This is a genomic window from Mycolicibacterium pyrenivorans (genome assembly GCF_025821625.1).
Classification (GTDB): Bacteria; Actinomycetota; Actinomycetes; order Mycobacteriales; family Mycobacteriaceae; genus Mycobacterium; species Mycobacterium pyrenivorans.
Window position 1 is genome coordinate 1 of record NZ_JACKSH010000099.1, and the last position, 25159, is coordinate 25159.

General features: G+C 67.5%; 25 protein-coding genes. 14 read left to right on the forward strand and 11 right to left on the reverse strand.

The window, feature by feature from the left end:
• Positions 1-344 precede the first annotated feature (344 nt).
• A complete protein-coding gene (locus tag H7I57_RS12640) occupies positions 345-1937 on the forward strand; it encodes an MFS transporter (RefSeq protein ID WP_264023859.1) in 1593 nt (530 codons plus the stop codon).
• On the opposite strand, the gene H7I57_RS12645 is transcribed toward H7I57_RS12640, so the two are convergent.
• On the reverse strand, positions 1938-2684 hold the full coding sequence (locus H7I57_RS12645) for an alpha/beta fold hydrolase (RefSeq protein WP_264023860.1): 747 nt from the start codon (positions 2682-2684) through the stop codon (positions 1938-1940). It lies immediately after the preceding gene.
• Positions 2685-2765: 81 nt separating this feature from the next.
• Between H7I57_RS12645 and H7I57_RS12650 the strand changes: the two genes are divergently transcribed.
• Complete coding sequence (locus tag H7I57_RS12650; protein WP_264023861.1) at positions 2766-3845, forward strand: HNH endonuclease; 1080 nt, start codon at positions 2766-2768, stop codon at positions 3843-3845.
• Positions 3846-3850: 5 nt separating this feature from the next.
• On the opposite strand, the gene H7I57_RS12655 is transcribed toward H7I57_RS12650, so the two are convergent.
• Positions 3851-4057, reverse strand: a complete 207-nt coding sequence (locus tag H7I57_RS12655) for an alkylphosphonate transporter (RefSeq protein ID WP_264023862.1) — start codon at positions 4055-4057, stop codon at positions 3851-3853.
• A 472-nt stretch (positions 4058-4529) separates the two neighbouring features.
• Between H7I57_RS12655 and H7I57_RS12660 the strand changes: the two genes are divergently transcribed.
• The gene (locus H7I57_RS12660; protein WP_264023863.1) at positions 4530-5546 is read left to right on the forward strand and encodes a TIGR03617 family F420-dependent LLM class oxidoreductase; all 1017 of its coding nucleotides are present in this window, start codon (positions 4530-4532) and stop codon (positions 5544-5546) included.
• A 24-nt stretch (positions 5547-5570) separates the two neighbouring features.
• On the opposite strand, the gene H7I57_RS12665 is transcribed toward H7I57_RS12660, so the two are convergent.
• Positions 5571-5954 (reverse strand): type II toxin-antitoxin system death-on-curing family toxin, encoded by a 384-nt coding sequence (locus H7I57_RS12665; RefSeq protein ID WP_264023864.1) that lies wholly within the window; start codon positions 5952-5954, stop codon positions 5571-5573.
• Positions 5951-6148, reverse strand: coding sequence for an antitoxin Phd (locus H7I57_RS12670; protein ID WP_264023865.1), 198 nt, complete (start codon positions 6146-6148; stop codon positions 5951-5953). Before H7I57_RS12670 ends, H7I57_RS12665 begins: the two co-directional genes overlap by 4 nt.
• Positions 6149-6916: 768 nt before the next feature.
• Here H7I57_RS12670 and H7I57_RS12675 point away from each other — a divergent pair.
• The 9 genes from H7I57_RS12675 to H7I57_RS12715 all read left to right on the forward strand — a co-directional run bounded on the left by H7I57_RS12675 (position 6917) and on the right by H7I57_RS12715 (position 14357).
• Positions 6917-7840 (forward strand): ribonuclease HI, encoded by a 924-nt coding sequence (locus H7I57_RS12675; RefSeq protein ID WP_264023867.1) that lies wholly within the window; start codon positions 6917-6919, stop codon positions 7838-7840.
• 98 nt (positions 7841-7938) lie between these two features.
• Positions 7939-8331, forward strand: coding sequence for an FGGY-family carbohydrate kinase (locus H7I57_RS12680; protein ID WP_264023868.1), 393 nt, complete (start codon positions 7939-7941; stop codon positions 8329-8331).
• Complete coding sequence (locus tag H7I57_RS12685) at positions 8328-8486, forward strand: hypothetical protein (protein ID WP_264023869.1); 159 nt, start codon at positions 8328-8330, stop codon at positions 8484-8486. Before H7I57_RS12680 ends, H7I57_RS12685 begins: the two co-directional genes overlap by 4 nt.
• On the forward strand, positions 8483-9718 hold the full coding sequence (locus H7I57_RS12690) for an alpha-hydroxy acid oxidase (RefSeq protein WP_264023870.1): 1236 nt from the start codon (positions 8483-8485) through the stop codon (positions 9716-9718). The genes H7I57_RS12685 and H7I57_RS12690 overlap by 4 nt, the downstream gene beginning before the upstream one ends.
• Before the next feature lie 170 nt (positions 9719-9888).
• A complete protein-coding gene (locus H7I57_RS12695) occupies positions 9889-10137 on the forward strand; it encodes a ribbon-helix-helix protein, CopG family (RefSeq protein WP_264023872.1) in 249 nt (82 codons plus the stop codon).
• Positions 10131-10475, forward strand: a complete 345-nt coding sequence (locus tag H7I57_RS12700) for a type II toxin-antitoxin system PemK/MazF family toxin (protein ID WP_264023873.1) — start codon at positions 10131-10133, stop codon at positions 10473-10475. Before H7I57_RS12695 ends, H7I57_RS12700 begins: the two co-directional genes overlap by 7 nt.
• A gap of 241 nt (positions 10476-10716) precedes the next feature.
• Complete coding sequence (locus tag H7I57_RS12705) at positions 10717-13263, forward strand: SEC-C domain-containing protein (protein WP_264023874.1); 2547 nt, start codon at positions 10717-10719, stop codon at positions 13261-13263.
• Between the two features lie 76 nt (positions 13264-13339).
• Entirely contained in the window at positions 13340-13729 is a 390-nt protein-coding gene (locus H7I57_RS12710) for a TA system antitoxin ParD family protein (protein WP_264023876.1), read from the forward strand.
• 37 nt (positions 13730-13766) lie between these two features.
• Complete coding sequence (locus tag H7I57_RS12715) at positions 13767-14357, forward strand: ATPase (RefSeq protein WP_264023877.1); 591 nt, start codon at positions 13767-13769, stop codon at positions 14355-14357.
• Positions 14358-14420: 63 nt separating this feature from the next.
• On the opposite strand, the gene H7I57_RS12720 is transcribed toward H7I57_RS12715, so the two are convergent.
• From H7I57_RS12720 to H7I57_RS12735, 4 genes are read right to left on the reverse strand one after another with little or no spacing between them, the layout of a single operon-like run.
• Positions 14421-15575 carry a Wadjet anti-phage system protein JetD domain-containing protein gene (locus tag H7I57_RS12720; protein WP_264023878.1) on the reverse strand — a complete coding sequence of 385 codons (1155 nt, stop codon included), beginning with the start codon at positions 15573-15575 and terminating at the stop codon, positions 14421-14423.
• Positions 15572-18940 carry an ATP-binding protein gene (locus H7I57_RS12725; protein ID WP_264023880.1) on the reverse strand — a complete coding sequence of 1123 codons (3369 nt, stop codon included), beginning with the start codon at positions 18938-18940 and terminating at the stop codon, positions 15572-15574. The genes H7I57_RS12720 and H7I57_RS12725 overlap by 4 nt, the downstream gene beginning before the upstream one ends.
• Positions 18933-19511, reverse strand: a complete 579-nt coding sequence (locus tag H7I57_RS12730) for a DUF4194 domain-containing protein (protein ID WP_264023881.1) — start codon at positions 19509-19511, stop codon at positions 18933-18935. The genes H7I57_RS12725 and H7I57_RS12730 overlap by 8 nt, the downstream gene beginning before the upstream one ends.
• Positions 19508-20956 carry a DUF3375 domain-containing protein gene (locus H7I57_RS12735; RefSeq protein WP_264023882.1) on the reverse strand — a complete coding sequence of 483 codons (1449 nt, stop codon included), beginning with the start codon at positions 20954-20956 and terminating at the stop codon, positions 19508-19510. Before H7I57_RS12735 ends, H7I57_RS12730 begins: the two co-directional genes overlap by 4 nt.
• Before the next feature lie 122 nt (positions 20957-21078).
• On the opposite strand from H7I57_RS12735, the gene vapB reads away from it, so the two are divergent.
• Both vapB and H7I57_RS12745 read left to right on the forward strand, forming a co-directional pair.
• Positions 21079-21306, forward strand: a complete 228-nt coding sequence (gene vapB, locus H7I57_RS12740; protein WP_264023883.1) for a type II toxin-antitoxin system VapB family antitoxin — start codon at positions 21079-21081, stop codon at positions 21304-21306.
• Complete coding sequence (locus tag H7I57_RS12745; RefSeq protein ID WP_264023884.1) at positions 21297-21710, forward strand: PIN domain nuclease; 414 nt, start codon at positions 21297-21299, stop codon at positions 21708-21710. The genes vapB and H7I57_RS12745 overlap by 10 nt, the downstream gene beginning before the upstream one ends.
• 38 nt (positions 21711-21748) lie before the next feature.
• Here H7I57_RS12745 and H7I57_RS12750 read toward each other — a convergent pair whose 3' ends face one another.
• The 3 genes from H7I57_RS12750 to H7I57_RS12760 form a co-directional block, all read right to left on the reverse strand.
• Positions 21749-22774 carry a patatin-like phospholipase family protein gene (locus tag H7I57_RS12750; protein ID WP_264023885.1) on the reverse strand — a complete coding sequence of 342 codons (1026 nt, stop codon included), beginning with the start codon at positions 22772-22774 and terminating at the stop codon, positions 21749-21751.
• A 109-nt stretch (positions 22775-22883) separates the two neighbouring features.
• Positions 22884-23006 carry a PIN domain-containing protein gene (locus tag H7I57_RS12755; RefSeq protein WP_264023886.1) on the reverse strand — a complete coding sequence of 41 codons (123 nt, stop codon included), beginning with the start codon at positions 23004-23006 and terminating at the stop codon, positions 22884-22886.
• A 60-nt stretch (positions 23007-23066) separates the two neighbouring features.
• Complete coding sequence (locus tag H7I57_RS12760) at positions 23067-24815, reverse strand: VanW family protein (RefSeq protein WP_264023887.1); 1749 nt, start codon at positions 24813-24815, stop codon at positions 23067-23069.
• Positions 24816-25159 lie beyond the last annotated feature (344 nt).

Sequence of the window (25159 nt, forward strand, 5' to 3'; positions counted from 1 at the left end):
GCTCACCGCAGCCATCTGGCACAACGACACCATCGGCGCCACCGTCCGCCGATCACTGACCGCCTACGACCACTAACCCTTGGAATCACTCATCTAGGCACCATCCCATTTCGTTCTTCGTCAAAGACACTGAGAGACCGATCGTCGTCAATAGCGCGAGCGGATACGCCACCAACGGCGCGGCGCTCTACTGGATGGTGCGGCACTATTGGCTGCACCCCGAGAACCGCGGTGAGCTCGCCGATGGCCGGGCGCTCGAACGACTCAGGACAGAAGACTTCGTACCGGAATAGCGGCCCGCGCCACCGATACATTGACCGGGTGACGTTTCCCAGGCAGCGCCCATGACCACCGCGGCCCCGGTGTCGACGTGGGCGCCGCTGCGCTCACCGGTGTTCCGGGCGCTGTGGATCGCGCAGTTCGTCTCCAACCTGGGCACCTGGATGCAGACGGTGGGTGCGCAGTGGATGCTCGTCGGCGACCCACGGGCGGCGGTGTTGGTGCCGCTCGTACAGACCGCGACGACGCTGCCGGTGATGCTGCTGGCGCTGCCGTCGGGAGTGCTGGCCGACCTGATCGACCGGCGCCGCCTGCTGATCGCCACCCAGGGGGCGATGGCCGCCGCCGTTGGCCTGCTGGCGATGCTCACCGGTGCGGGACTGACCACGCCGACAGTGCTGCTGTTGCTGTTGTTCGTGATCGGCTGCGGCCAGGCGCTGACCGCACCGGCCTGGCAGGCCATCCAGCCCGATCTTGTTCCACCCGCGCAGATCCCGGCGGCCGCCGCACTGGGAAGCATGAGCATGAACGGCGCCCGGGCCATCGGACCGGCGATCGCAGGCGCGTTGGTGTCGCTGTCCGGGCCCACGGTGGTGTTCGCGCTCAACGCCGTGTCCTTCATCGGCATCGTCATCGTGTTGGTCTGGTGGCGCAGGCCTGCCAGCGAGCAGAACTTCCCGTCCGAACGCGCACTGGCCGCGCTCAACGCGGGCGGCCGGTACATCCGCCGCTCGCCGATCGTGCGACGGATCCTGCTGCGGACCGCGCTGTTCATCGCCCCGGCCAGCGCGCTGTGGGGGTTGCTGCCGGTGGTGGCCGACCGGCAACTGGGGCTGTCCGCGTCGGGCTACGGCCTGCTGCTGGGAGCACTCGGTGTGGGCGCGGTGCTCGGCGCGGTCGGCTTGTCCCGGTTGCGGTCCCGGTTCGGGGAGAACACCCTGTTGACGGTCGCCGCGGTCGGGTTCGGCGTCGCGACAACGGTTCTGGCGTTGGTGCACTCCTTTGCGGCCGTGATGGCGGCGCTGGTGCTCGGCGGTATGGCCTGGCTGTTGTGTCTGTCGACGCTCAATGCCGCCATGCAGCTCAGCCTGCCGGGCTGGGTGCGCGCCCGCGGGCTGTCGGTCTACCAGCTGATCTTCATGGGCGGCCAGGCGGTGGGGTCACTGGTGTGGGGGTTGCTCGCGGGCGCGACCTCGCCCGACACCAGCCTGCTCGTCAGCGCCGCGATGCTCGGTGTCTGCGCGCTGTCGTTGATCTGGTGGCCGCTGCATGCCAAGACCGGCAACATCGACCTGACGCCGTCGTCGCACTGGCCGGAGCCGACGTTGGTGTTCGAGCCCGAACCGCTCGACGGTCCGGTGCTGGTGATGACCGAGTACCGCGTCGGCGCTGCCGATGAGGAGGCGTTCCTGGCGGCGATGGCGGTGCTGGGCCGGTCGCGTCAGCGCACCGGCGCGGCCCGGTGGCGGCTCTACCGCAGCGTGGAGCGCGAGCAGACCTTCGTCGAGACGTTCATCGTGCGGTCCTGGGGTGAACACCTGCACCAGCACCACGCCCGCCAGACCGGGCAGGATCTCGTCATCGAGCAAGCCGTCGAAAGCACCGTGGGGGGCACGCCCGTCTCGCAGCACCTGATCGCGGTCCGCCCGCGCCGATAGCTACCCGAGGGATTCCCAGAACACCGTCAGCGCGGCCGCGCCACGCTCCGGGGACTCGACCATCCACCAATGGCCCAGGCCCTCCAGCAACGCGGTGCGGGCGCCCGCACGGTCGGACGCCCGCCGACGGGTGTCGTTCGCACCGATGTAGGGATCCTCGGTGGCGAGCAGGGACAGGCCCGGCCGGGCGGCGGCCGACTCCAGGTCGCGGCCGGCTTCGGCCATGGCGGGCTGGATGGCCGAGCGGTACAGCGCCAGGATCGCGTTCTTCATGTCGTCGTTCTGGTGCTCGGCGATCGCCGCCGCGATATCGGCGGGAATCCCAAAGGACGTCATCAATTCGGTGCGCGCAGGCAGGCCGCCGCCCATCATGTTGTCGAGCAGCTCCTCGCCCGCCCCGGGCGTCTGCCACACCTGGGCCATGTCGTGCCACACGTAGCCCGGGTCGAACAGGCCGACGACGTCGCTCGCCCAGCTGCGCACCAACTCCGGGCGGTGCATGACCACGTTGACGACGTGGCCGCCGCCCCAGTCATGGCCGACCAGGTCGATCGGGCCGTCGATCGACTCCAGCTCACCCTCGAGCCAGTCGCGATACTCGAGATAGGTGGCGCCGAATCCGTCGGGCAGCGGCGCACCGAAGCCCGGCGGGGACAGCAGCACCACGTCGTCGCGCCCGAGGACGGCGACCAGCGGGCCCCAGATCGCCGCGGTTTCGGGGTTGCCATGCACGAATACGACCGTCATGTCCCTCATCCTGACACCCCACGGCATGCCGGGGCCATAATGCCTTGGTGATGTCCGGACGCTCGACTCCGTGGCCCCACCATGGAGCCTGAGGTCGCGGATCCGCTGCTGCTCGGTCAGCGGGTGGTCGCCATCCTCGAGAGCGGGCTGCGCACCGCAACGTACAAACTCGCCACGCTGATGGCGCTCATCGAGCACTGCGTCGAGAACCTTCCCCCAGAGCCCGCCGCCGCGCTTCCGGTACCCATCCCCGAGTTGGCCCACCGTGTGCTGGGGATCTACTGGCAGCAGATCCGCCCGTTCGACGGACACGAGCTGCGGCAGTCGACGCAGCCGCGCGCACGAATCCTGCTTGCTGCCAACATGTTGCGTGACGCAGCCACCGTCGGCCGACCACCGGCGTCACTCGAGGTCGCCAGGATGCGTGCACCGCAGGCCTATCGGCGAGCGATCGAGGACGTCACGCTGTGCCTTGCTCAGCAGCCGCTGCATCGGCTGCAGCGGTTGCCGGGTGCGGTCGCGAGCGACCCGTTCCTCTACGACGATTCCTTTCTGCACGACCATGTTTCACGGTCGACGCTCCGCGCGCACGACGACTGCATCGTCCTGGAGCCCGGCGTCGCAGCGGGACTCGCGCGGCTGGCCGGACTGCTCAAGCCGACGCTGGAGATCATGTGGGTGGATGACGTGCGGCGGATGAACAAGTTCCTCGACGCGGAGGTGCCGGACGTCGCAGGCCATCTGTTCGGCCGGGAGCGCACCGCCCTCTCCGCCGTGCGCCAGCCGTTCAAGGACGTGTTCGGGCCGCACTGCTTCTACTGCGGCACGCACCTGCCGTCCGACAACCCGATCGACCATGTTCTGCCGTGGTCGATCGTCGGCATCGACGGTCTTTCGAACCTCGTGCTGGCCTGTGTGCGCTGCAACGGCGACAAAGGTGGTGCGCTGCCGGCCATCTCGCTCGTCGATCGCGCGCTGGCCGATGACCGGGCCGCTGTGCTGGACGACATCGCCACCGCCTTGGAGTGGCCGACGCAGCGGGACCGCGTCGTCGCCGCGGCCCGCGGGATCTATCGAGGGCAGCCGGCGGGCCTGCCGACTTGGTCGGGGTATCGCCAGAGCGAGCGGTTCGACGTCGCCTTCCTGCCCCGCTGGGGGTGACCGGGTCACCACCATTGCAGTCCGCACACGCCGCAGGTCCAGGCGTGCTGATCGGTGCGCACGCAGCCGCGGTAGTCGAGCCACGGCACACGCAACGGCTCCGACAGGTGTCCGTAGACCGCTTTCTTCGTCCGACTGACGCGACATCGCGGGCATTTCGGATGCCGCGCGAACCGGAAGTCGACCAGGCTGGTGCTCCCCTCGTCTGCCATGTGCTGCACGCACCGACGACAGAGGACACCGGGGAGGTCCGCAGGGAGCTCCCTGCGCGAAATCGCCGATGACCGCCAGCGTCGCCAGGTCGACCAGACCGGGAGCCGTCATGGGCCAGTTGATCAGGGCGCGGTCGGGTCGCCCGTCGGCGCCGATGCGCGCCAACTGCGTCAGGACGGATGGCGGATCGGTGTTCAGCACGATGGCGACCGGGTCGCCCATCCGCGCTTCGCCGAATCCGTATCGCCACGGCCGGTAGGGGCTGCGGGAATCCAGCAGCGAGATCACCGCATCCTTCCAGTCGCTGCCCTCGATGATGTGCAGGCGTTCGGTCAGTGTTTGCTCCACTGTTCTATTACTCCAGATCGGTGTGACACTTCCGAGTCCTTTGAGTTTGCTAGGGGTGCCCTGCGTCAGCGGTCTTGGGCCGATCTGACCGGCGCCATACGCGTACCGGCGTAGGGTGCGACCGTGCACGTTGACGTGATGACGACGCCCCAGCCACTGCAGCAGACCGGCGACCTCGCCCGACGGACGCAGGCGGCGCACTTCTCGGGGATGCTGTTCACCGAGACGGGCCGCACGGCGTACCTCAATGTTGCGGCCGCGGCGCTGGCGGCGCCGGGTCTGGAGTTGTCGACGGGGGTGGCGGTGGCGTTTCCGCGCAGTCCGTTCGTGACGGCGGCGACGGCGTGGGAGTTGCAGGAGGCCACCGGCGGGAACTTCCGCCTCGGCCTGGGCACCCAGGTCCGCACCCACGTGGTGCGGCGCTACGGCACGGAGTTCACCCATCCCGGCCCGCGGTTGCGGGACTACGTGCTGGCGGTGAAGGCGTGCTTCGCGGCGTTTCGGACCGGCACGCTCGACCATCACGGCGAGTTCTACGACCTGGACTTCATCACCCCCCAGTGGAGCGCCGGCCCGATCGATGCGCCCGACCCGAAAGTCGATGTCGCCGCGGTCAACCCGTGGATGCTGCGGATGGCCGGTGAGGTGGCCGACGGGATTCATGTGCATCCGCTCGGCGAGCCGGGATACATCGCGCGCCATGTTCTGCCCAAACTGGCTGAGGGGGCAGCGAAGTCGGACCGTTCGTCGGAAGACATCGCGGTGATCGTGCCGGTGATGACGATCGTCGGCGACACCGACGGGGAGCGGCATCGGGAGCGGGAGCTGGTGCGGGCCAGCATGAGTTTCTACGGCAGCACGCCGAACTATGCGTTCATCTGGGACGAGGCCGGGTTCGAGGGCACCACCGCGCGGATCCGGGAGAAGCAGAAGGCGGGCGACTACGCCGGCATGGCGGCTTGCATTACGGACGAGCACATCGCGGCGTTCGCGACCGAGTCGACATGGGACGGGTTGGCCGATGCCTTGCTGGACCGCTACGGCGATACCGCGACGCGCATCGTGCTGTACAACGCGCTGGCAGATCCCGAACGCTTTGAACGGTACGGCGAAGTGGCGCAGCGTATCTCGAAAGTCTGAGCCTCGATCTCCCGACTGCTCCCGCTAGCCTTGCGCGTATCCCCGCAACGTTCCGGCAATCGTGACGAGCTCGAGATCTCGTTCGGTAGCAACGTCGTTCATGAAGTTCTCGGCGTGGTCGACGTCGAAGTCCGCGGCCAACTCGACCCCGCTGATGTGGAGAAAGGTCCATGCTGCGGCCCATGCAGTGCGCTTGTTGCCGTCGACCAGGGCGTGATTGCGCGCCAGGGATTGCAGCAACGCCGCCGCCTTGGTGAACAGATCCGGATAGGCGTCGATACCGAAGGCGGTGGCCTGCGGCCGCGCCACCGCCGCGTCTAGCAGGCCGTAATCAGCCACCCGCACCTCGATGCCGACCGCTGCTGCGCCAGCGACGAGGACGTCCTCGCGGTCGAGATACTCCGTCACGCCAGGCGGCGATTGAGCTCTGCGCTGCGCTCGGCGACGATCCGTGCGGCCTCGCGAACGCGGCGCTTGTGATCGCTGGCGGCATCGACAGCGGCGCGGTGGACGAAGGCGCGCAGGGACAGCTCCCCCGCGGCCGCCGCGGTGCGCAGCTGTTCCATCTCTTCGTCACTGAAGTTGACATTCAGAGCGGGCATAACGGACATGGTACCAAGTAAGGTACTGATTTCGGTACCGATGGCAGATGGTGTTCAGAGTTCGTCGGCGCGGAGCCACCGTGATTGCGCACCGAGGTCCGTTGGCTCCGGACAGCCCAGAGTCCACCGTCACGAGGGCACGGTCGAGGTTCTCGGCAAGAGCGACGTACATCGCGTCGTACGCTGTCACAGCGGTGCGAAGTTCCCAAGCACGTTCCAGCAGAGGCGGCGTAGCGAATCAGCCCGAGTCGTTTCCAGACATCCAAGGCCCGGCGAGCCTTGACCGAGGGGATCGAGCCAGTGCGCTGCGAACGATGTCCGCCACGGTCGTGTCGTCAGGAGTCTTCTTGTCGCGCTTCGTCATCCGCCGTGCATCATGAGACGACGGCCGTCACCCGGGCCGGCTCACACGCGGATGTCGGTCAATCCGGCGACGGCGTCGAGTGTGGCCATGGGTCGTCCTCGGATATGGGCGCTTGTTGCGGGCCAACACTTCGTGCCGGTCTATCACGTCGTGGCCAGATCGACCCCACGGTCGTGGATTGGCATGCGGGCAAGCAAAGCGGCAGCCCCCACGTCTGTTTCGGCCATAGCGCTCTGCCAAGGATGCCGCTGGGAGACAAGTTCCCGGGCTTGGACGTTGTTACCGCGCTCGTGCGCAAGGCGCGCAGCCTCATGATGGAGTAACTCGATGCGTCGGGCAGCCCGACTTGTCAGACCTCCCCCATACAGTGTGATCACACCTATCCACCAGGGGAGGAGACGGATATGGCACCGAAACCCGTGGCCACTTCGCGAAGGATCGACATCCTGCCGGCTCGGCCGCGCCCGATGGTTTCCGTCGCGGTCGCCGTCACCCGACGCGGCGAATCCCTGTTCCGGTACTCGGCCGCGGGCGGCGACGAGCAGCGCTGGACCGGAACCGTCGAGGCCGAGTCGGTCGACACCGCCCTGCTCGACGTCATCGCCCGCGTCCGCGAGGCATCCAGCGCGGAGCGACTTCGGTTCCTGCTGCACGTGCCGCCGCGCAGCGTGCTGTGGGCAATGCGCGATGAGGTCACGCTGCTGATGCCCGGGGTCTGGATCGAACGGCCGAGGCTCTCCGACGAGAAGCTGGTGCGGCGAGCCTTCGCGGGACTGCGTCAGGCGTCGCCGGCAGATCCGGTGTGCGTCGCCACGGACGGCTCGGTGCGCGGCAAGTTCACCGGTTACGGGTGGCTCGCGTCGACGGGCGAGTACGGCCTGCAGGGCTTCCGGCATTCGACGAAACTGATCGGCCCGAAGGTGGTGTTGGTCGCGGAGCTGCGCGCGATCGGGGCCGCGGTACAGAAGCTGCGCGGCCACGAGATCACGGTGCTCAGCGACAGCAAGCTCGCGGTGGCGATGGTGCAGCGGTGGATGGCCGGTGAGGACGTGTTGCCGGAGGGCTACTCGGCCTACCGAACCAGTGGCAAGACGCCGGGACTGGTTCGCGCGCAACGGATGATCCACGAGGACCGCGACCGGATCACGCCCGTGTGGGTGAAGGGGCACCAGGGTGAGCCCCTCAATGAGGGTGCCGACGCGCTGGCCCGCGTCGCGTCACGATTTGCACTGGGCGACAACACCCTTGACGGCGCCGAGTATCACCGCCGAGCGCAGGATCTGGCAGAGACCTTCGCGCGGGAGTTCAACCGCAAGCGCACGGCTTAGGGGGAGCTCGCCGCGGACCGCCGCGGTGACCTGCTGACGCTGGCCGAGCGTGCGCCGCTGATCCCCACCTGACCGGATACTGGCTGACCGGGCGCGAGGTGACCGAACGCACCAACGCGTCCACCACCGGGCTACTGAACACCGACGGTTCGTGGGACGATGACCTCTGTGAATCGCTCGGGTTGCCAGCGGGGACGTCGGTGACCACGGCGGCGGCGCACGACACCGCGTCGGCCGTGGTCGCCGTCCCGATGGACGCCGCATCGGCGGCCCACATCTCCCGCGGGACATGGGCTCTGCTCGGTGTGGAGTTGCCGGGCCCGGTGCTCAGCGACGAAGGCCGGCTCGCGAACTTCACCAGTGAAGTGGGCGCGGACGGCCGCACCCGCTACCTGCACAACATGATGGGCCTGTGGCTGCTGAGCGAGACGATCCGCCAGTTCGAACGCGACGGTACCGGGCCAACCTGGCCGAGCTGCGGGTCCCGATGACACGACGCACCGTGTTGATCGCAGCCCGCGCGCACGCCGCCATCTCCGGCGAGCTGGAAGCGTTGCGGCACAGGGTCGCGAAGAGCTTCCCCCTGCAACGCTACGTCCCGCGGACGGCCCGCCTGGCATCGGCGACGCGAAAGGTGCTCCGATGAAACGACGCGTGCCCCGCGTCAAGGATCTCGCGCCGCTGATGCAATTCAAGAAGCCCGAGTTCGACGCAACGAAACGCCGGCTGGATCGGGCGCTGACCATCGGGGACCTGCGCACCATCGCGCGGCGCCGCACCCCGCGGGCCGCGTTCGACTACACCGACGGCTCCGCCGAGTCCGAACTGTCCCTCGCCCGGGCGCGACAGGCGTTCCAGGACATCGAGTTCCATCCGTCGATCCTGCGGGACGTGTCCAAGGTCGACACCAGCGCGACGATCCTGGGCGGGCACTCGGAGCTGCCGTTCGGCATCGCGCCCACCGGGTCCACCCGGATGATGCAGACTGAGGGCGAATACGCCGGTGCCCGCGCGGCCGCCCGCGCCGGCATCCCGTTCTCGCTGTCGACCATGGGCACTGCGTCCATCGAGGATGTCAAGGCGGCCAACCCGCACGGCCGCAACTGGTTTCAGCTCTACATGTGGAAGGACCGGGACCGGTCGATGGCACTCGTCGAGCGCGCCGCGGCCGCCGGCTTCGACACCATGCTGGTGACCGTCGACGTGCCGGTGGCCGGGGCGCGGCTGCGCGACAAGCGCAACGGCATGTCCATCCCACCGGCGCTGACCGCAAAAGCCGTGCTCAACGCGATCCCCCGCCCGTGGTGGTGGATCGACTTCCTGACCACCGAGCCGCTGGCGTTCGCGTCGCTGGACCGCTGGTCGGGCACCGTCGCCGAGCTGCTCGACACGATGTTCGACCCGACCGTCACGTTTGAGGATCTGGCCTGGATCAATTCCCAGTGGCCGGGCAAGCTGGTGGTCAAGGGCATTCAGACCCTGCAGGATGCGGTCGCAGTGACCGATCTCGGCGTCGACGGCCTGGTGTTGTCCAATCACGTTGGCCGCCAACTCGATCGCGCGCCGATTCCGTTCCACCTGCTGCCGGACGTGGCCGCCGCCGTGGGTGGGCGCACCGAGACCATCGTCGACACCGGCATCATGTCCGGCGCGGACATCGTCGCGTCCATCGCGCTGGGGGCCCGGTTCACCCTGGTCGGCCGCGCCTACCTGTACGGCCTGATGGCCGGCGGCGAGCCCGGCGTCGACCGGGCCATCACGATTCTGTCCGAACAGATCACCCGCACCATGCGGCTGCTCGGGGCCAACTCGCTGGACCAACTGGAGCCGGGCCACGTGACGCAGTTCGAACGGCTGGTGCCGCGTCGCCGACCGTGACCGCGCCGGCGATCTGGTGTGATGGCTGCCGCCGAGACCCCGGACCGCGAACCGGCCCACCCGGTGTTCGAACCGGAACTGGTGGTCCGCCAGACCGGTCGCACTTCGTGAGTAAGCGCGGAGTCGATCCGAGGGCACCACACGCGGTTATACCAGGTTATACTCCAGTCATGAAGACAGCCATATCCCTCTCGGACGAGACATTCGATCGCGTCTCTCGGACCGCGAGTGACCTCGGCATGAGTCGATCCGAGTTCTTCGCCCGCGCTGCGCAGCGCTACCTGGACGAATTGGACGCCCGATCGCTGACTGGTCAGATCGACAATGCTCTGGAACGCCTTGATGGCACCGACGAGGCGGAGGCCGTCGCCGTGTCCGTCGGACATCACGTGTTGGGCGTCGTGGACGATGAGTGGTGATCACCAGCGGGGAGCTTTATTGGGCTGACCTCGGAGCGCCGTCCGGCAGCCGGCCAGCCAAGCGCCGTCCGGTGCTGGTGATCCAGTCCGATCCGTACAACGCCAGCCGCCTCGCCACAGTTCTCGCGGCGGTGATCACCTCGAATACAGCTTTGGCGGCGATGCCCGGCAATGTGTTCTTGCCTGCCGTCGTGACTGGGCTCTCACGCGATTCAGTTGTCAACGTGACGGCGCTCGTCACGCTGAACAAGCGGGATCTCACGGATCGGGCCGGGGAAGTCCCGCCGAGCTCGATGCATGAAGTCGACCGGGGACTTCGTCGCATCCTCGATCTTTGACCATCAGGTCCGTTCGCACCCCGGCGGTGTGCGCGCTGATCACGTCGGAGGGTTGGCATCGCCTGGGCGGCGGTCGGGGCGGTAGCGGTGGCGCTGCTTATGGTCGGCGCGCTCCTCTACCGTGGCGACCCCTCAGCACTTCTCTCATACGGCGAACGTAGAGCATCCGTAGCACTCACCTGAGCATCAATAGTTCCGGAGCAAGCAGCGCGGCACGAGTGCAATCGCATACCGTGGTCGCGTGGCAGCACACCTCGACCCCATCGAAGCCCTCTCGACAATCCTGATCGAGCACGGCCCCCTGCGCGACGACGACATCGCGCATCGCCTGCGAGAGGTCGGCGTCGCGGACCCGGAGGATCTGCTCCCGCAGCTACTGGACGAAATCGATTGTCCCGCTGCGCCCTTGGTTGATGATCGCTGGGTGTGGCTGCCCGCGCTGCTGGCCGGTCGGATCTTTACGCACCGGGTCGGCGCCGAGGAGCTGGCCCACGACGTCCTGATCGTCACCCCGGACCTCGACGCGATCACCCACCTGTGCGAATTCGAGCAGTACGCGCGGCTGGCCGACGGCTCGCCGATAAGCGTCGCGCTGCCGGCGTTCGACGAGAATGTCCTCGACGAGCGGGGCGTTCCGCCGGAGCTGGTCGACGACGGCGGGGCGCTGGTGCTGCCGCCGGGCACCCTGCGCGACGTGGGTATCGTCGACGGCGACCTGCTCGGTTTGCGGTTGACGCCCGAGGGGCTCACCCTGACGCGGGTCACCGCGGATCCGTCGCCGGCGGCGGGCGCCGCATTGGCCGCCACGCTGAACCCCGACGAGCCGGTGTCCTTCGACTCGGCAGTGTGGACCGCCTGTGCGGCGGATCCGGCGCTGTTCACCGATCCCGCACCGCCGCTGTCCGAGATCGCCGAGGACCACGGCTTGGTGCGCCGCGGAGACCTGCTCGCACCCGCGGGTTTCGACGCCGACCGGTGGCGCTTCGAGCTGGACTGCGAGGTGTTGCGCAGGCGGTACGGCCTCGACGAAGACGACGCGCTCGCCGTGCGCACGCTCAAGGCGGTCTATGAGCAGATGTCGGCTTTGATGACGATGGTGCCCGCGGGCGAGGACTTCGCCGACGACGCAGACGAGGACGCCGTCGCAGACGACGCGCCCGCGCCGACCCTCGGCGGGTACCGGGAGCTGGTCACCGAGTTCGGCACTGAGCTTGCCGATCCGCGGCTGGCCGAGGTACTGGTGGCCGAAACGCTGGGCCGGAATCCCGATGGCGCCCCGGCGCTGGGATTGTTCGCCGAGACGCTGGAGCCTCAGGTACCGCGCCGCGCGCGGGTGGCGTTCCGCTGGCTGCGGGCGGTGGCACTGGAACGCATCGGCGACATCGAGGCCGCCGAACGGGAGCTGCTGGCCGCCGAGTCGATGGACACCGACTGGCCGCTACCGTTGTACGACCTGGCCCGGTTCGCGTCCGACCGCGGTGACGTCGAGCGCGGGTTGGCGTTGCTTCGCCGCGCCGGAGCCGACCCGGACGATCCGCTGCTGGCGATGCTGAGCAGCTTTCGGGCCGAGCCGCGCCCCGACGTTGGCCGCAACGAACCGTGCTGGTGCGGGTCGGGCCGCAAGTACAAGAAGTGCCATCTCGGAAGGGAGCAGTTGTCGCTGCCGGAGCGGGTGGGGTGGCTGTACGCGAAGGCCGCACAGCACGCGCTGTTGAGCGGATGGCGCGACCTGATCGTCGAACTGGACTACGAACGCCACCAATATCACGACGATCCCGACGAGACAGCGGACCCGTTGTTGATCGACGCGGCGCTGTTCGAGGGCGGCGCGTTCGAGGACTTCCTGGCTGTCCGTGGATCGCTGCTGCCCGAAGACGAGCGGTTGTTGGCCGAGCAGTGGCTGCTGGTGGACCGGTCGCTGTTCGAGGTCGAGCAGGTGCGCCCCGGCCACGCGGTGACGGTGCGCGACGTCCGCACCGGTGACATCCACGAGGTTCTTGAGCGCACCGCCAGCCGTCAACTCACAGCGGGACAGCTGATCTGCACCCGGGTGCTGCCCGCCGGCGGCGATACCGCCCAGTTCTTCGGCGGGCTGGAACCCGTTGCGCTGCATCACCGAGACGCACTGATCGCGCTGCTCGACGAGGGCCCCGACCCGGTGGGCCTCGTCGCGTTTCTGAGCCGCCGGTTCGCTCCGCCGACGCTGGCGAACACCGAGGGCGACCCGCTGATGATCTGCGAAGCCATCATCCGCGTCAGCGATTCGGCGGCATTGCAGTCCGCGCTTGACGACACCTACGACCGCGTCGAGGACGCTGAGCCGCCGCAGTGGTTCGAGCACGTCACCACGCACGGCATGGAGCGCATCCGCGCGACGTTGGTGCTCGACGGCGAGACGTTGCGGGTGGAGACCAACAGCGAGGAACGGATGGACCGGGTGCTGGCCGCCGTGGAGCGCCTCGACCCGGCGATGCGCATTCTCGACGGCACCCGCGAACGCGTCGACGACCCGCGTGCGATGGCCGCGCGCATGCCCGCGACTGCGCGGGGCGCGATTGAGCCGGACGATCCAGAGATAGCCGCGCTGCTCGATGCGATGATCCTGGACTACGAGGCCAAGTGGCTCGACGAATCGATCCCGGCGCTCGACGGGCACACCCCACGCCAGGCCGCCGATGACCCGACCCGCCGTCCCGACCTGATCCGGCTGCTGGACTCCTTTCCCGCCGACGCCGGCCGCCACGGGATGAACCCGGACCGGCTCCGGACGGCGTTGGGGTTGCTGTAAGGCCGTCCCGATCGAGAACGTGCCCGTGTAGCATTGTGCTACACGCGTATCGGATTGCTACATTGCGGGGAGCTCGATGTCCGACACAGCCGATCGGGTGACTCGGGTCGCCGCGGACCTGATGGACAGCGCTGCCGCCGAAGGCGCACGTCAAAGCAGGTCGGCGAAACAGCAGCTCGACCACTGGGCACGGGTCGGGCGCGCGGTGTCCAGTCAGCACAGCGTTGCCCGCCGCCGGGTGGAAGCCGCCCTTGCCGGCGATGTTCCCCTACGGGATCTGACCGACGAAGAGGGTGTCGTCGTCAACGCCGAGATCGCCGCAGCGATCCAGGAACACCTCGCAAGCGCCGACTACGGCGCGGTCTTGGGCGCGCGCGGGGTCACCACGGTGGCGCTCGACGAGAACGGAGAGATCGTTCAGTACGCACCTGACGGCAGTTCGGTGCCACTGGACCGCGGCGCGTGAGGCAGCTTCTCGCTGAGATCACGAATGCTTCGCTTCGGTGAAGCGCCTCGACCTCGTCGTCGGGTGTGACGGCGCCGGAAAGTCCACCTTCATCGAGTTGACCCTCGCGCCGCTGCTAGCGCGCAGCCTGTACGTGAACGCCGACGAGATCGCCAGGCGACGCTGGCCCGACGACCCTGCCGGGCACAGCTACGAGGCGGCGCGGATCGCCGCGGCCACACACGCACAGCTCATTGCACTCGGCGAGTCTTTCATCGCCGAGACTGTGTTCTCACACCCATCGAAACTTGAACTGCTCGACGCCGCCCGCGCCGCGCACTACACGGTGATCCTGCATGTGGTTTTGATCCCGGAAGAGCTTGCCGTCCTCCGTGTCCGACAAAGAGTGAAAGCCGGTGGTCATCACGTACCCGAATCCAAGATTCGCCAACGCTATCAACGGCTTTGGGATCTAGTCGCCACCGCCGCCAGTCGCGCGGACGAGGCGACGTTCTATGACAACAGCGCGATACACGGTCCACGCATCGTGGCTCAACTCGCTGCTGGCATCACACTGGGCTCCCCCACGTGGCCGGCCTGGTCTCCGGCCCCGCTCGCCAGCCGTTGGCCACGATCGACACGGTCCTGACCGCACTCGGGTGGCGTCACGCCGACGAGATCCTGTGACGAGGCGAAGCGGATGCGAACGCCTTTAGTGGTCCGAATACAGCCGCTGCTCAACCCAGTTCCAGTCGATCCGCTCCTGTTCAAGGCGAACCCGATCGCCCAGTGCCCCCTCGACCAAATCCGTGTAGAGGCCCCACTCGTCAACCGTCAGGCGGGTCAGCGCCGAGCGCGCGGGGCGGTCTTCGGTCACCCACCGGTCGCGGTGCGCCAGCAAGGTCTCCTGGTCCATCAACACTGAACGGGCCTCCGGCAACCACGCCCGCAACCGGTCCAGGATCGCGAACCCGTGCGTGTCGATGTCTCCCCAGTACACGACGTCAGCACCGCCCAGCCACGGCAGCCGGCCGACGTTGTCGACGTCGAAGCCCCTGCCCCACAGCACTATTCCATCGTCCGGGACCTTCACACTCAGATAACTGATCTCGTTCTCGACGATGACCGCAACCCGTGACTGCACATGAAGTCGGGCGAGTTCGTCAGCGGGCACCGCGAGTTCGGTCAGCGCTGCAGGAAGGCCCAGCGACGGCGACGGCCGCAGCCGGACCAGAGCAGGTTTGGGCCGCAACCCCAGGCCGCTGACGAACCCTGACGAGGACGCCGCGACTCCCAGCATCGCCGCCAACTCCGGTCGGTGCCGCTCCACGAACTTGGTATCCACACCGGGTGCGCTGATCTCACGGAGATAGCGTCGCGACTGCCGGTGCGCGTCGAGCCACTCGTAGGCTGCGATCAGCTGCGGCATCTGCGGCGTCAGCGCCAACGCACGGTGCGGATGCTCGGTGATCCATTCCCGCACCCGAGGTTGCCGGCTTGACACCTCCAGAAGGTCGTCGAAACGACGCACTGTGCCCGTGACGCCGAGCAGGGCCCACACCTGTTCGCGTCGACGTAGCACCGCTCGGGCGGGTATTTCATTTCGGCCGAACTTCCTGCCGCCGACCGATTTCCACTCCAGCTCATAGCAGGTGTCGTCGCGCCGCCCGGCATCCAACGCGGCCACCCACTCTCGGACGGCGGCAATATCATCGCCGATCGAGGCCGGTGTGGGACCGCGCAGCGGCACCTCGACCGGCTCAAACGGTGCCGCCTTGGCGTGACTTGTCAGCAGCGAACCGTCGTCCCATCGCCGCCTCAGCCTGGCGACGATATCCCCGACCGTGGTCCACCCGCGCGAAGTCACCGTGGCCGGTCTCGTCGGTCCCGGTATTCCTCGATGGTCATCGTCTGCAACCGTGAAAAGGTGCCGGTCGGATTGTCCACGATGCCAATCGATTTCACATATGGCTCGATGACGTGCACTTTCTGCAAGGGTGTCACGATCAGCAGCTGCAGGCCGAGTGTCGCAAACAGGTCGAGCGCATACCGGGTGGATACGTCCGAGCCCCGCCCGAAAGCCTCGTCGATGACGGCGAAGCGAAAGTCGCGTGATCGCTCGACGCCCCACTCCAGACCGAACTGGTAGGCCAGCGATGCCGCGAGAATGGTGTAGGCCAACTTCTCTTTCTGCCCGCCGGACTTACCGTCGGAGTCGCTGTAGTGCTCCCACTCGAGATCGGTGTCGACATCACGCTCGGAAGCCGAAAAAACAAACCAGTTACGCACGTCGGTGACGCGGCGGGTCCAATTCTTGTCCGATTCGGCGTAGCCGTCGCGACCCCGGAAACGCTCGATGATCCGCTTCACGTCCAGAAAGCGCTGCTCGGAGTACTGGTCGCCGTCGACAGTGAGGGTGTCGTTGGTGAGATTACGGAGATCGGAACGGAACTGCGCGACATCCTGATTGCTGGTCGGTTCCTTTTCCAGCTTGATGTATCGGCCCGGGTTGTAGGGCACCGCGCCCAGGGCGTCGTTGATGCGGTCGACACGCTCGTCGATGGCCGACGCCTGCCGGCCCAGCCAGTTGTTGAACCCAGCCAGCTCTTGAATGGCATTCTTGTTCAGTTGTTCCTTGAACTCGCTCTCGAACCGGGGCAGATCGTCTGTGGCGACCCGTTCCCGGAAGGCCAGGAAGTCGGCTCGGGATTCGACATTGACGTCCATGTCCGCCCGCAGCTCTTGCCATCGGTTCAGGACTGCCGTCATGTGCTGGGTCAGGTTGAGTGCGTGCCCGTTGAGCTGACTTGACAACCGCTCGATGCGCCGGTGCAGGTCATCGGACAATGCCGCCTCGGAGGCGGCGCAGTCCGTCGCGCGGACGGGCTCGTTGTTCGCCAGCCGCGCAGTCAGAGCCGGGTACGACGCACGGGCCTTCTCCCGGTGATCCGGTGCCTGCGCGGCGACGAATTCGTCGTCGCGGCTTCGCTCCTGCTGTGCCTGATTCATTCTCGATTGCGCGGTCGCCAACATGCCGGTGAGCTTCTTGATCAGGTCCGTTACCGTGACTGCGTTTTCGGCGTTGCGCTCCAGCGCCTGCGTGATCTCCGCCAGCCGAGTCGATCCGGCCTGAAGCCGAACCCTCTCGGCATCATAGGCTTTCGCCCGCGCCTCGGCATCGCCGACGTCGAGTTCGACCCACGAGCGGAACCCCTCGACACTCCGAAGCGCATCCAGCCGATGTTGCACGGCGTCCCGTTCGCCGACGAGCCGGGATGCTTCGGCCGCCGCCTCGTCACGTTGGCTTTCCAACTCGGCCAGTTCGGCACGCATCGCGGCGATCTTGCGCTCGTTGACCCAGCCCAGCACCCAACGCCTGGGGTCGTCAACGCGGTGCCGGTCATCCTTCTCGTGCCGGTCCCCCGAGCGCACCTGGCCCTCGCGGGTGACGGCACGTCGCTCGTTGCGGAACTCGTCGAGTGTTACTGCGCATCGGAAGTCGGCACGCTTCATCAGCTCGGCACGCAGGTACTCCTCGAACTGCCCGTCTCGGACTTCGATGCAATCGGCCAGCAGCAGCCCGTCGTGTGCCGTCGGCTGCAGCCGTACCCGGTGCGCAGGGACGCGTTCGTAGACCAGTTTGGCACCGCGGCCGCCGACGGTGAGCCGGCGCCCGTTCACCCATGCGGTGACGGCGTCGTAGTGCCGCTGCGGCACCAGCAAGGACAGCGCGAACCCCCGCAGCACACGTTCTGCGGCACCCCGCCACCGCGCATGCTCGTCATAGACATCGAGCAACTCACCCGCATACGGTAGGTCGTCCGGCGTCAACCCCAGCGCCGCGCACAACTCGGCCCGCACCACCACCTGCTCCTGAGGCAGGTTGTCGGTGCGCTGCTCCAGACTCGCGACCTCCTCGGCGATCGCATCGCACCTGCGTTGGTGCTCCCGCTCGCGTCCGATCGCATCAACGGTCGCGGTGTCGAGCTCGCGTTTCTCGCTGGTCAGCCGGGGCCGTTCGGCGGCAACCGCGGCACCGAGCGCGGCGAAGGCATCACCATCGGCGACGGGCTCCAGTCCGGCGTCCGCCACTGCGGCGTCGAACAAAGCCTTTGTCTGGCTTCGCATTTTCGCCTGCTCGCGGGCTTCGTCGGCAAGTCGCTCCAGCTCACCGATACGGTCACCGCCAGCCGTGGCGCGCTCCTCGATCAGGGAGTCCCGCTCGTGGCCGAGCTTGCGCTGTTCGGCTTCGGCGGTGTCCCGCTGAGTCAACAGCACCGCGCCGTCGGCTTCCAGCCGCGCGATCTCATCGGTGAGCAACCCGGAGCGCAGTTCGGCGATGAACAGCCGGACGGCCGCGCGCTCGAGCTCCAACCCGGCACGTTCTGCGAGTGCCGCGTCGTATTTCGCCGCGGTGTCCACGATCGGCTGCAGCGCCTCGAGTTGCTCGCGGGCGCGTTTGACGGCGTCGTGCGCCTTCGTCAGATCCTCGAAATGCCCGATGATCTCGCGGACGCGTTCAGTCGAGTCGCTCGGTTCGAGCATGTGATCGCGGACGAAATCGTTGAGGTTCCCCACCGATTTCATCGAAACGGTCTGATGGAACAGTTCGAGGGCCTGCTCCGAGCGGATGCCGAGCAGTCGGCGCAACGAGGTGGAGTACTTGGGGAACTCGTCGAAAATCTCGGCCCCGGCGGCACGCAGCCGTCTGCGCAGTTCGCGCAGATCGGTGCCGAAGTCGGCGAAGTCGGTCGCGATGGACAGTTCCTTGGTGGAGGTCACAAAGAACCGGTAGGGCTGCCCCGTGCTCTCGCGCTGCTGGAACACCTGAGCCAGGGTGACCGTCTCGTCGTGTCCATGGTTGCGGAACACCCCGAGAATCACCGAATAGCTGCGCTTGTTCTCGCGTAGTCCTTTGGGACGGGACCTACCGGTGGATTCGTTGCGCTCGGATTTGTAGTGACCTTCGACGTAGGAGCGCAGGGTGCGCTCCTTGGCGTCGGCGCCGGCGGCCTTGTTGTAGGCGGCCTTGTGCGCGGGCACCAGCAAGGTGGTCAGCGCGTCGACGATGGTCGATTTCCCCGATCCGATGTCGCCGGTCAGCAGCGCGGTGTCGGTGCCGGGGGTGAACCGCCAGGCATGGTCGTCGAACGTGCCCCAGTTGTAGACCTCGGCGTACTGCAGGCGGTACCCGGCCCCGGGTTCGGTTGCCTCGGAATGTGGTTCACTCATCGTCGGTGACCGCTCCGGCGTACTCGCGAAGTTTGGCAGCGAAATCGTTGAGAGTCTGGGCATCGACGTAGGCCTTCAGAATGCGTCGTACCTCCCAGTGGTCGCGCTGGCCACGAAGCTGCCGCAGGAAGCCGAGTTCGGCCGCCTTCTTGACGGTGGTCTCGGCCTGGTCGACGACGCGCGCGTCGTTGGTGGAGTCGGCCTGGAACAGCCGCAGCATCTCGACGATCTGCTCGGTGCTCAACACCAAGCGGCCCTCTCCGCCGCCGGTCTCGAACTCGACGAGCCGTTTGCGCAGCAACACCAGCAGCAGACTGACGTTGTAGGTCAGGGCACGTCGGCGCACCAGCCGCGGCAGCGCCTCCTCACCGTCTTCCTCCGGACGTGAGCGCAGGTAGGCGTAGCCCTCGGTGTCGTCGATCACGACGTCGACGCCGATGGTCGAGAAGTGGTCGCGGACACCGGCGCCCAGCCGTTCCAGAGTCAGCCAGGTGTCCTCGTCGGAGGTGCGGTAGACGACGCCTTGCATGAGTCGGATGATGGCCGCGGCGACGGCACGTTCGTTGCTCATGCTCGTTGAGCCCCGTGCCGTCGCACCGTCACCTTCGGTAGCCGGGCGCGCTTGGTGACGTCGGGATGGGCCGGGTCGGGATAGTCCAGCACGGTCTCATCGGTGTCGTCCATGTCGACGCTGACGTCGTCGTCGTTGAGGGCCAGATAGCCGACGATCTCCGCGGCGCCCTGCTCGATGGGATGCACAGCGATGACGTCGGACAGCAGCGCCGACGAGTTCTCGGGCAGGACGGCGCGGATGGTCTCGGCCAGCCGGACCTGGTCGACATAGGTCTGGGTGAACAGCAGGTCGGCGTCGACGTTCTCGGTGCCGTCGGCGATACGGCTCTCGACGGCCACCGCGACCGGCGTTTGATAGAGCGGCCGCTCGAACGGCAGGGCGATGTCGATGCCCGGTTCATCGACCTCGAGCCCGAACGACGGCGGGGTGTCGCGGACATCGAGGGCAGCGGCCTCGACGGCCCTCACCAGATCCAACACCCGCCGATTCTCCAGCCACACCTGGTCGTCGAGGAACCGGCGAAGCTGTTCGGAGATCTGCCGAACGGTGCGCTGGGCGCGGTCGGCAGCCTCAGACCAGTCATGGTGGATGCCTTTGACGCTGTGGCTCCGCTCGTCGGCGTCAACAGTGTCGAGAGCCGTCACCTTGGCGAGCAGGTCGGCAAGCTCGGTTTGGCGCTGCTCGGACAGCAGGAAGTCGAAGAATGCCTGAAAGCTGCGCCCCTGGTCAGAGCCGGCGATCTCGGAGCGACTGCCGATCAGTTCGGCCAGCAGTTCTCCTTTGGATCCATCCCAGGCGGCGATCTTTTCCCGAGCGGCCCGGTCCAGCAGGCGGAAGTTCTCCTCGACCTCACGGAAGTCGGACAACAACTCGCGCGCAGTGGTCGACAACTGTTGATAGCGGTCGCGGACTCCGGTGGCGTCCAAGATGGCGACGTGCCCTGCTTCGACCGCCGCGATCTCGGCGTCGAGTTCATCGCGGCGGCGGCGCAGATCGGCCAGCCGGACCGCGGGCTCCGTCTCGGTGCCCTGCACGATCTGGCGCAGCAGGGCGATCACCGTGTGCAATCGGGACTCGGTGCCCACGAAGGACCTGCCCTGCAGGTTGTGCACCCAGGCGTAGGCCTTCTCGAAGGCCGGGGTGGCCTCGTAGTGGACCTCATCGTCGCCGGGCGGGTAAAACCGCCTCAGGTATCCGGCGTCGGTCGCGGCCCAGTCCTCCAGATACGCGCGGGGCTGCTTCGGGTACCGCACCTCGTCGACGTTCAGGGCGTAGAGGTGGTCGTCCAGGGCGTCGGCGAGCACACTGGCCGAGCATGCGCCGCGGTTGCCTTCGACGAAGAACTGGCCGAGGAAGGACAGGACCAGCGCGGCATTGCCCGCGCGCAACAGCCGCCAGGCGGGGTGTCGCTCGCGCAGTGTGGTGAGGGCCGCGTAGTCCACGACCTTGAGACTAGGGAGGCGCAGCGACAACTTCCTGCTGCGAATCGCCGGTTATGGCGTCAGGAGGCACATCGGCGTGCCGCCGCAGTGTGTGGTATCGGTGATATCGGGAGGTCAGGCGCATGGCAGACGTGGTGATCAGGGGTTTGTCGGACGCCGCCGTGGCACATATCGATGCCGCAGCCGCGGCACAAGGACTGTCTCGGCAGGAATACCTCAGGCGACGCTTCGAGGCCGAGCGCGCTCACGGCGAATCTCAAGGTCGGTTGACGATCGAGGATCTGCGCCGCGCGGCGGCAGCAGCTTGCGACCTTGACGACCCCGAGGTGATGGACCGCGCGTGGCGCTGAGGTCATGGCTGATCGACAAGTCGGCGTATACGCGACTCGCGGTCTCACCCGACGTCGATACCTGGATGCAGCGCATTGAACGCGGACTGGTCCGCATCAGCACAGTGACACGCCTCGAAATCGGCTATTCATTTCGCACAGCGGCAGAGGCACACTCCGAAGTTGTCTCGCCGCCCTTGGCATTCATGCCGGCCGAGTACATGACGCCGGCCATCGAAGAGCGCGCCCGCGAGGTACAGCTCATCCTCGCCGACCGCGGTTTGCGCCGCGCGCCATCGATTCCCGACTTGCTCATCGCCGCCACGGCCGAAGTCGCCGGATTGACCGTTCTCAGCCTCGACAAGGATTTCAGCCTGATCGCACAGATTTCGGGGCAACCAGTCGAGGCGCTGCGGATTGCGTGACACCGCGCTACACACGTCCCGGTCACGCAGAAGACCCGTCAGGTCACGTAGTGCGCACGACGGAAGCGCTCCAGGTACGCCGGCCAGTCCCAGCTCGACAGGAATTCGGTGGCCGCCCCGTAACCCTTGTCGTAGAGCACGTCGGCCTCGGCGGGGGTGATGTCGAAGTCGAGGACGCCGACGTCGGTGGAGTCGACCTGGATGGCGCGCACCTTCACCCACGGCTGGTTGAGGTGGGCCTGGTCGTGGCCGACCAGCATGGTGGTGAGCAGGCTCTCCAGGAAGGTGGGCCCGTCCCACGGCAGCCGCAGGCCGGGGATCAACTGTTGGGCGGTCGGGGCGGGCAGGTAGGGCACCACGGTCACCCCGAACGTCGGCCAGCGGGGCTCGGCGCCGTCGGGGCGGTCGAACGAGTCGATCGGAAAGTTCGACAGCACGCCGCCGTCGACCAGTGTGTACCGTTGCCCTGCAGCATCTTCCAGCGTGGTCGGCCGGAACATGAACGGTATCGCCATCGAGGCGCGGACCGCGTCGGCGACGGACTGCTCGTCGGGGTCCAGTCCGTAGAGCCGCCGATAGTCCCACGGCAGCCGCACCAGCTGACCGGTGGTCAAATCGGCCACGGTGACCACGAGCCGGTAGCGGCGCTCCGGCAGCAGGTGATCGGCGTCGATGGCCAGGTCGCCGAACGTGGTCACGCCCAGGTTCTTCAGCTCGTCGCGGATCCAGGCGTGGGCGAAGTCGCCGCGGTAGAGGCCGGTCCCGCGCGCCAGCCCCCAGGCGGTACCGAGCAGCGGGATGCGTTCGATCGGGCCGCTGTCGCGGAACCTCCGGTAGGGCACGCTCACTGCAATCTCGCGCAGCTGCTCGGCGCTGAACCCGCCGGCCTGGGTGCCGGCGGCCACCACCGCGCCGACCAGCGAACCTGCCGAGGTTCCCGAGATGCGTTCGAGCCCGTAGCCGGCGTCGCGCAGCGCGCCGACCGCACCGACCAGGCCGATTCCTTTGACTCCACCGCCGGAAAGGACGAGATCTGCGCGGTGCGGGTGTCGATTCGCAGGCATGAGTCCAGGGTGACACGGTCGGCGCCATGGGTGAGACGGCACGCCTCACCCAGGCTCGAGCGACCCGCGGGACCGCCCATGACGAGCGTTCGGGCCGCGACGATATCCGTTATGGCACAGTGTCGTCTGCCAGGATTTCGGTGTTCACCCCGAGCGCTTCGTAGGTCGATCTGGCACGCGCATCCCGGGTGACCAGAATTTCACCGTACTCACGTGCGCGTGCGTCAGTCATGACGCGGACGCTACCCGGGAGCAGCGACATGTCGGACCGTCGCACACATCGTCGGTGCGCTCAGCCGCCGCACACCACTTTCGGAATCGGGTCATAGCGCACGGTGTGCGACTCCGTCCGCGTCTCCCCGGTGACGATGTCGCGCAGCGTGCGGGTGTCGGTGATGGTGAATCCCGGTGCGCCGCCGCCGGCGCTGCACGATTCGCCGGCGGGAATGGTGATGGTCCGCGGACTGGTCGGCGCCGAGCGCGGGCTCTGCGCGGACGACACCTCGTAGCGTTTGATCCCGACCAGTCGCACGGTGACCGAACCTGACGTCCACGTGGTCTGGATCTGCACCGGGGTCGGCCCGTCGTTGCGGAACTTGACGTCGATGGCGTCGCCGAACACGGTGGCCTCCCGGCCGGCCGGATAGCGGCTGATGTAGTAGCTGTGCTCCTGGTGCTCGACGAGTTCCACGCCGGCGAAATACGCTGCGTTGAACAGAGTGGTGGCCACCTGGGACACCCCGCCGCCGACGCCGCTGTCCGGTCGGCCGTTGAGGATGATGCCGGCCTCGACGTAACCATTGGCCGCGGTGCGCGGGTTGGTGGCGCCGTTGAGGCTGAATGTCTCCCCCGGCGCGACGACGATCCCGTCAATCGCCCCGGCGGCGCGCTTGATGTTCACGCCCGAGTCTCCCGAGAAACCCGACGTCTGGAATTCACCGATGACCTGCACGGGGCCGAGCGCGTCGATGTCAGCGGTGGTGAACGTCGCCGGCTCATCGACGTAGACCGCCGCGATATCGCGGTCGCCGGTGCCGGTGAGGACGTCGAGCAGGTCGCTGAAGGTGGCGTCGTAGTCGATGCGGCGGCCGTCCTGCGACGGCACCTTCGCCGGCGGCGACGCCGCGAAGTCGATGGTGGCCTCGCGCAGCGGTGTCTCGGACGCGGCGAGCTGGGGCCGCGCAGCGTCGGCGAAGACGTCCTCGTCGACGGTCGCCACGATGTCGCCGTCCTCGATGTCGAATGTCAGCGCCGCGGCGATGACGTCCTCGTCGATGGTCGCCACACTGTCGCCGTCACCGGTGATGATCAACGGCGCGGAGACTGCCGGCGTCGCGATGTCGTCGAGAGCTGCCTGCACGTCGGAAGCCGTTGTGCTGGGCTGTAGTTCGTTGACGGGCAGGTCGATGGTGTCGCCGGCGGCCCAGCCGCTCTTGACGAGTTCGGCGGCGGCGTCGACGTCGAGCCGCCGGCCGGCTTCCGGGTTGACCGCGACGGGTTTGGTTCCGTCGAAGCGCACGGTGCCCTCGACGGGATCCTGGGCGACTTTGGCGTCCAGATCCTCGAGGGCTGCGGTGAGTGCCGTGTCGTCGGCGGTGGAGACGACGCCGATCTCGCGGGTGCTGAACAGCGAGGCGAGGCGGGTTAGCGGGTTCAGCGGTTGGGCGCCGGCCTGGCTCACGGTGGCGGTCCAGTCGACGGCCAGGCCCGCCGACGTCGGGTCGATGTCGCCGCGCTCGTCGGCGAAGGTGACCGGAATCGGCCGCGTCACGCGGGGCGAGACATCGGCACGCAGGCGAGCCTCGGCGTCGCTCAGCGCCATCCCGCCGATCGGTACGCCCGCGGCGGTGACGCCTCGGGGGACCCTGTCCGAGCTGAGGATCAGATCGCCGAGGTAGATACTCGCCAAAATGGCGAGGGGTGCGGTGAGCAGGAGCCACCCGCGCCGGAACCGCGGAGGCTTGGCGGGCGTGGTTCCGGGGATGACCTGGGGGTGGGCCTTGCCGCCCGGTGGCCCGGTGGTGTGGCTTTCGACCGGCATCGACTTCGTTCCTCGCACATCACAGGCTCGCTGCCCAGAGATTGTCTCGCGCGTCAGCAAACAGCGCCGTAAGCCAGCTTATCGACTGGCGAGGATTCGCGCCGTGGCCCGCATGCGCGGACCCTACTTGGATACCCACACCGTCGGCGCCCTTTCACCAGGCAAATCAGGATTCGATGCCGTTCATCAGGCTGTGCCTGCCCAGCGCGAACGGCCGCGCAGTCGATGTCTTGCCACTCCATGTGCGAACGTCGGCCTTTCCGGCTGACGGCCGGTAGCTCCACGTGCCGCAGGACGCTCGACCGCCGAGAATCAGTCAGCGTTCGTTGTGCACTGGCGGTGAA

What these genes read in the sequence shown, in the direction of transcription:
- H7I57_RS12670 (WP_264023865.1), bottom strand. Translation starts at nt 6,148, where the DNA reads ATGCCCGCTCTGAATGTCAACTTCAGTGACGAAGAGATGGAACAGCTG.
- H7I57_RS12760 (WP_264023887.1), bottom strand. Translation starts at nt 24,815, where the DNA reads ATGCCGGTCGAAAGCCACACCACCGGGCCACCGGGCGGCAAGGCCCAC.
- H7I57_RS12725 (WP_264023880.1), bottom strand. Translation starts at nt 18,940, where the DNA reads ATGAGTGAACCACATTCCGAGGCAACCGAACCCGGGGCCGGGTACCGC.
- H7I57_RS12730 (WP_264023881.1), bottom strand. Translation starts at nt 19,511, where the DNA reads ATGAGCAACGAACGTGCCGTCGCCGCGGCCATCATCCGACTCATGCAA.
- H7I57_RS12755 (WP_264023886.1), bottom strand. Translation starts at nt 23,006, where the DNA reads ATGACTGACGCACGCGCACGTGAGTACGGTGAAATTCTGGTCACCCGG.
- H7I57_RS12645 (WP_264023860.1), bottom strand. Translation starts at nt 2,684, where the DNA reads ATGACGGTCGTATTCGTGCATGGCAACCCCGAAACCGCGGCGATCTGG.
- H7I57_RS12650 (WP_264023861.1), top strand. Translation starts at nt 2,766, where the DNA reads ATGGAGCCTGAGGTCGCGGATCCGCTGCTGCTCGGTCAGCGGGTGGTC.
- H7I57_RS12655 (WP_264023862.1), bottom strand. Translation starts at nt 4,057, where the DNA reads ATGGCAGACGAGGGGAGCACCAGCCTGGTCGACTTCCGGTTCGCGCGG.
- H7I57_RS12710 (WP_264023876.1), top strand. Translation starts at nt 13,340, where the DNA reads ATGTCCGACACAGCCGATCGGGTGACTCGGGTCGCCGCGGACCTGATG.
- H7I57_RS12695 (WP_264023872.1), top strand. Translation starts at nt 9,889, where the DNA reads ATGAAGACAGCCATATCCCTCTCGGACGAGACATTCGATCGCGTCTCT.
- H7I57_RS12675 (WP_264023867.1), top strand. Translation starts at nt 6,917, where the DNA reads ATGGCACCGAAACCCGTGGCCACTTCGCGAAGGATCGACATCCTGCCG.
- H7I57_RS12640 (WP_264023859.1), top strand. Translation starts at nt 345, where the DNA reads ATGACCACCGCGGCCCCGGTGTCGACGTGGGCGCCGCTGCGCTCACCG.
- vapB (WP_264023883.1), top strand. Translation starts at nt 21,079, where the DNA reads ATGGCAGACGTGGTGATCAGGGGTTTGTCGGACGCCGCCGTGGCACAT.
- H7I57_RS12690 (WP_264023870.1), top strand. Translation starts at nt 8,483, where the DNA reads ATGAAACGACGCGTGCCCCGCGTCAAGGATCTCGCGCCGCTGATGCAA.
- H7I57_RS12750 (WP_264023885.1), bottom strand. Translation starts at nt 22,774, where the DNA reads ATGCCTGCGAATCGACACCCGCACCGCGCAGATCTCGTCCTTTCCGGC.
- H7I57_RS12685 (WP_264023869.1), top strand. Translation starts at nt 8,328, where the DNA reads ATGACACGACGCACCGTGTTGATCGCAGCCCGCGCGCACGCCGCCATC.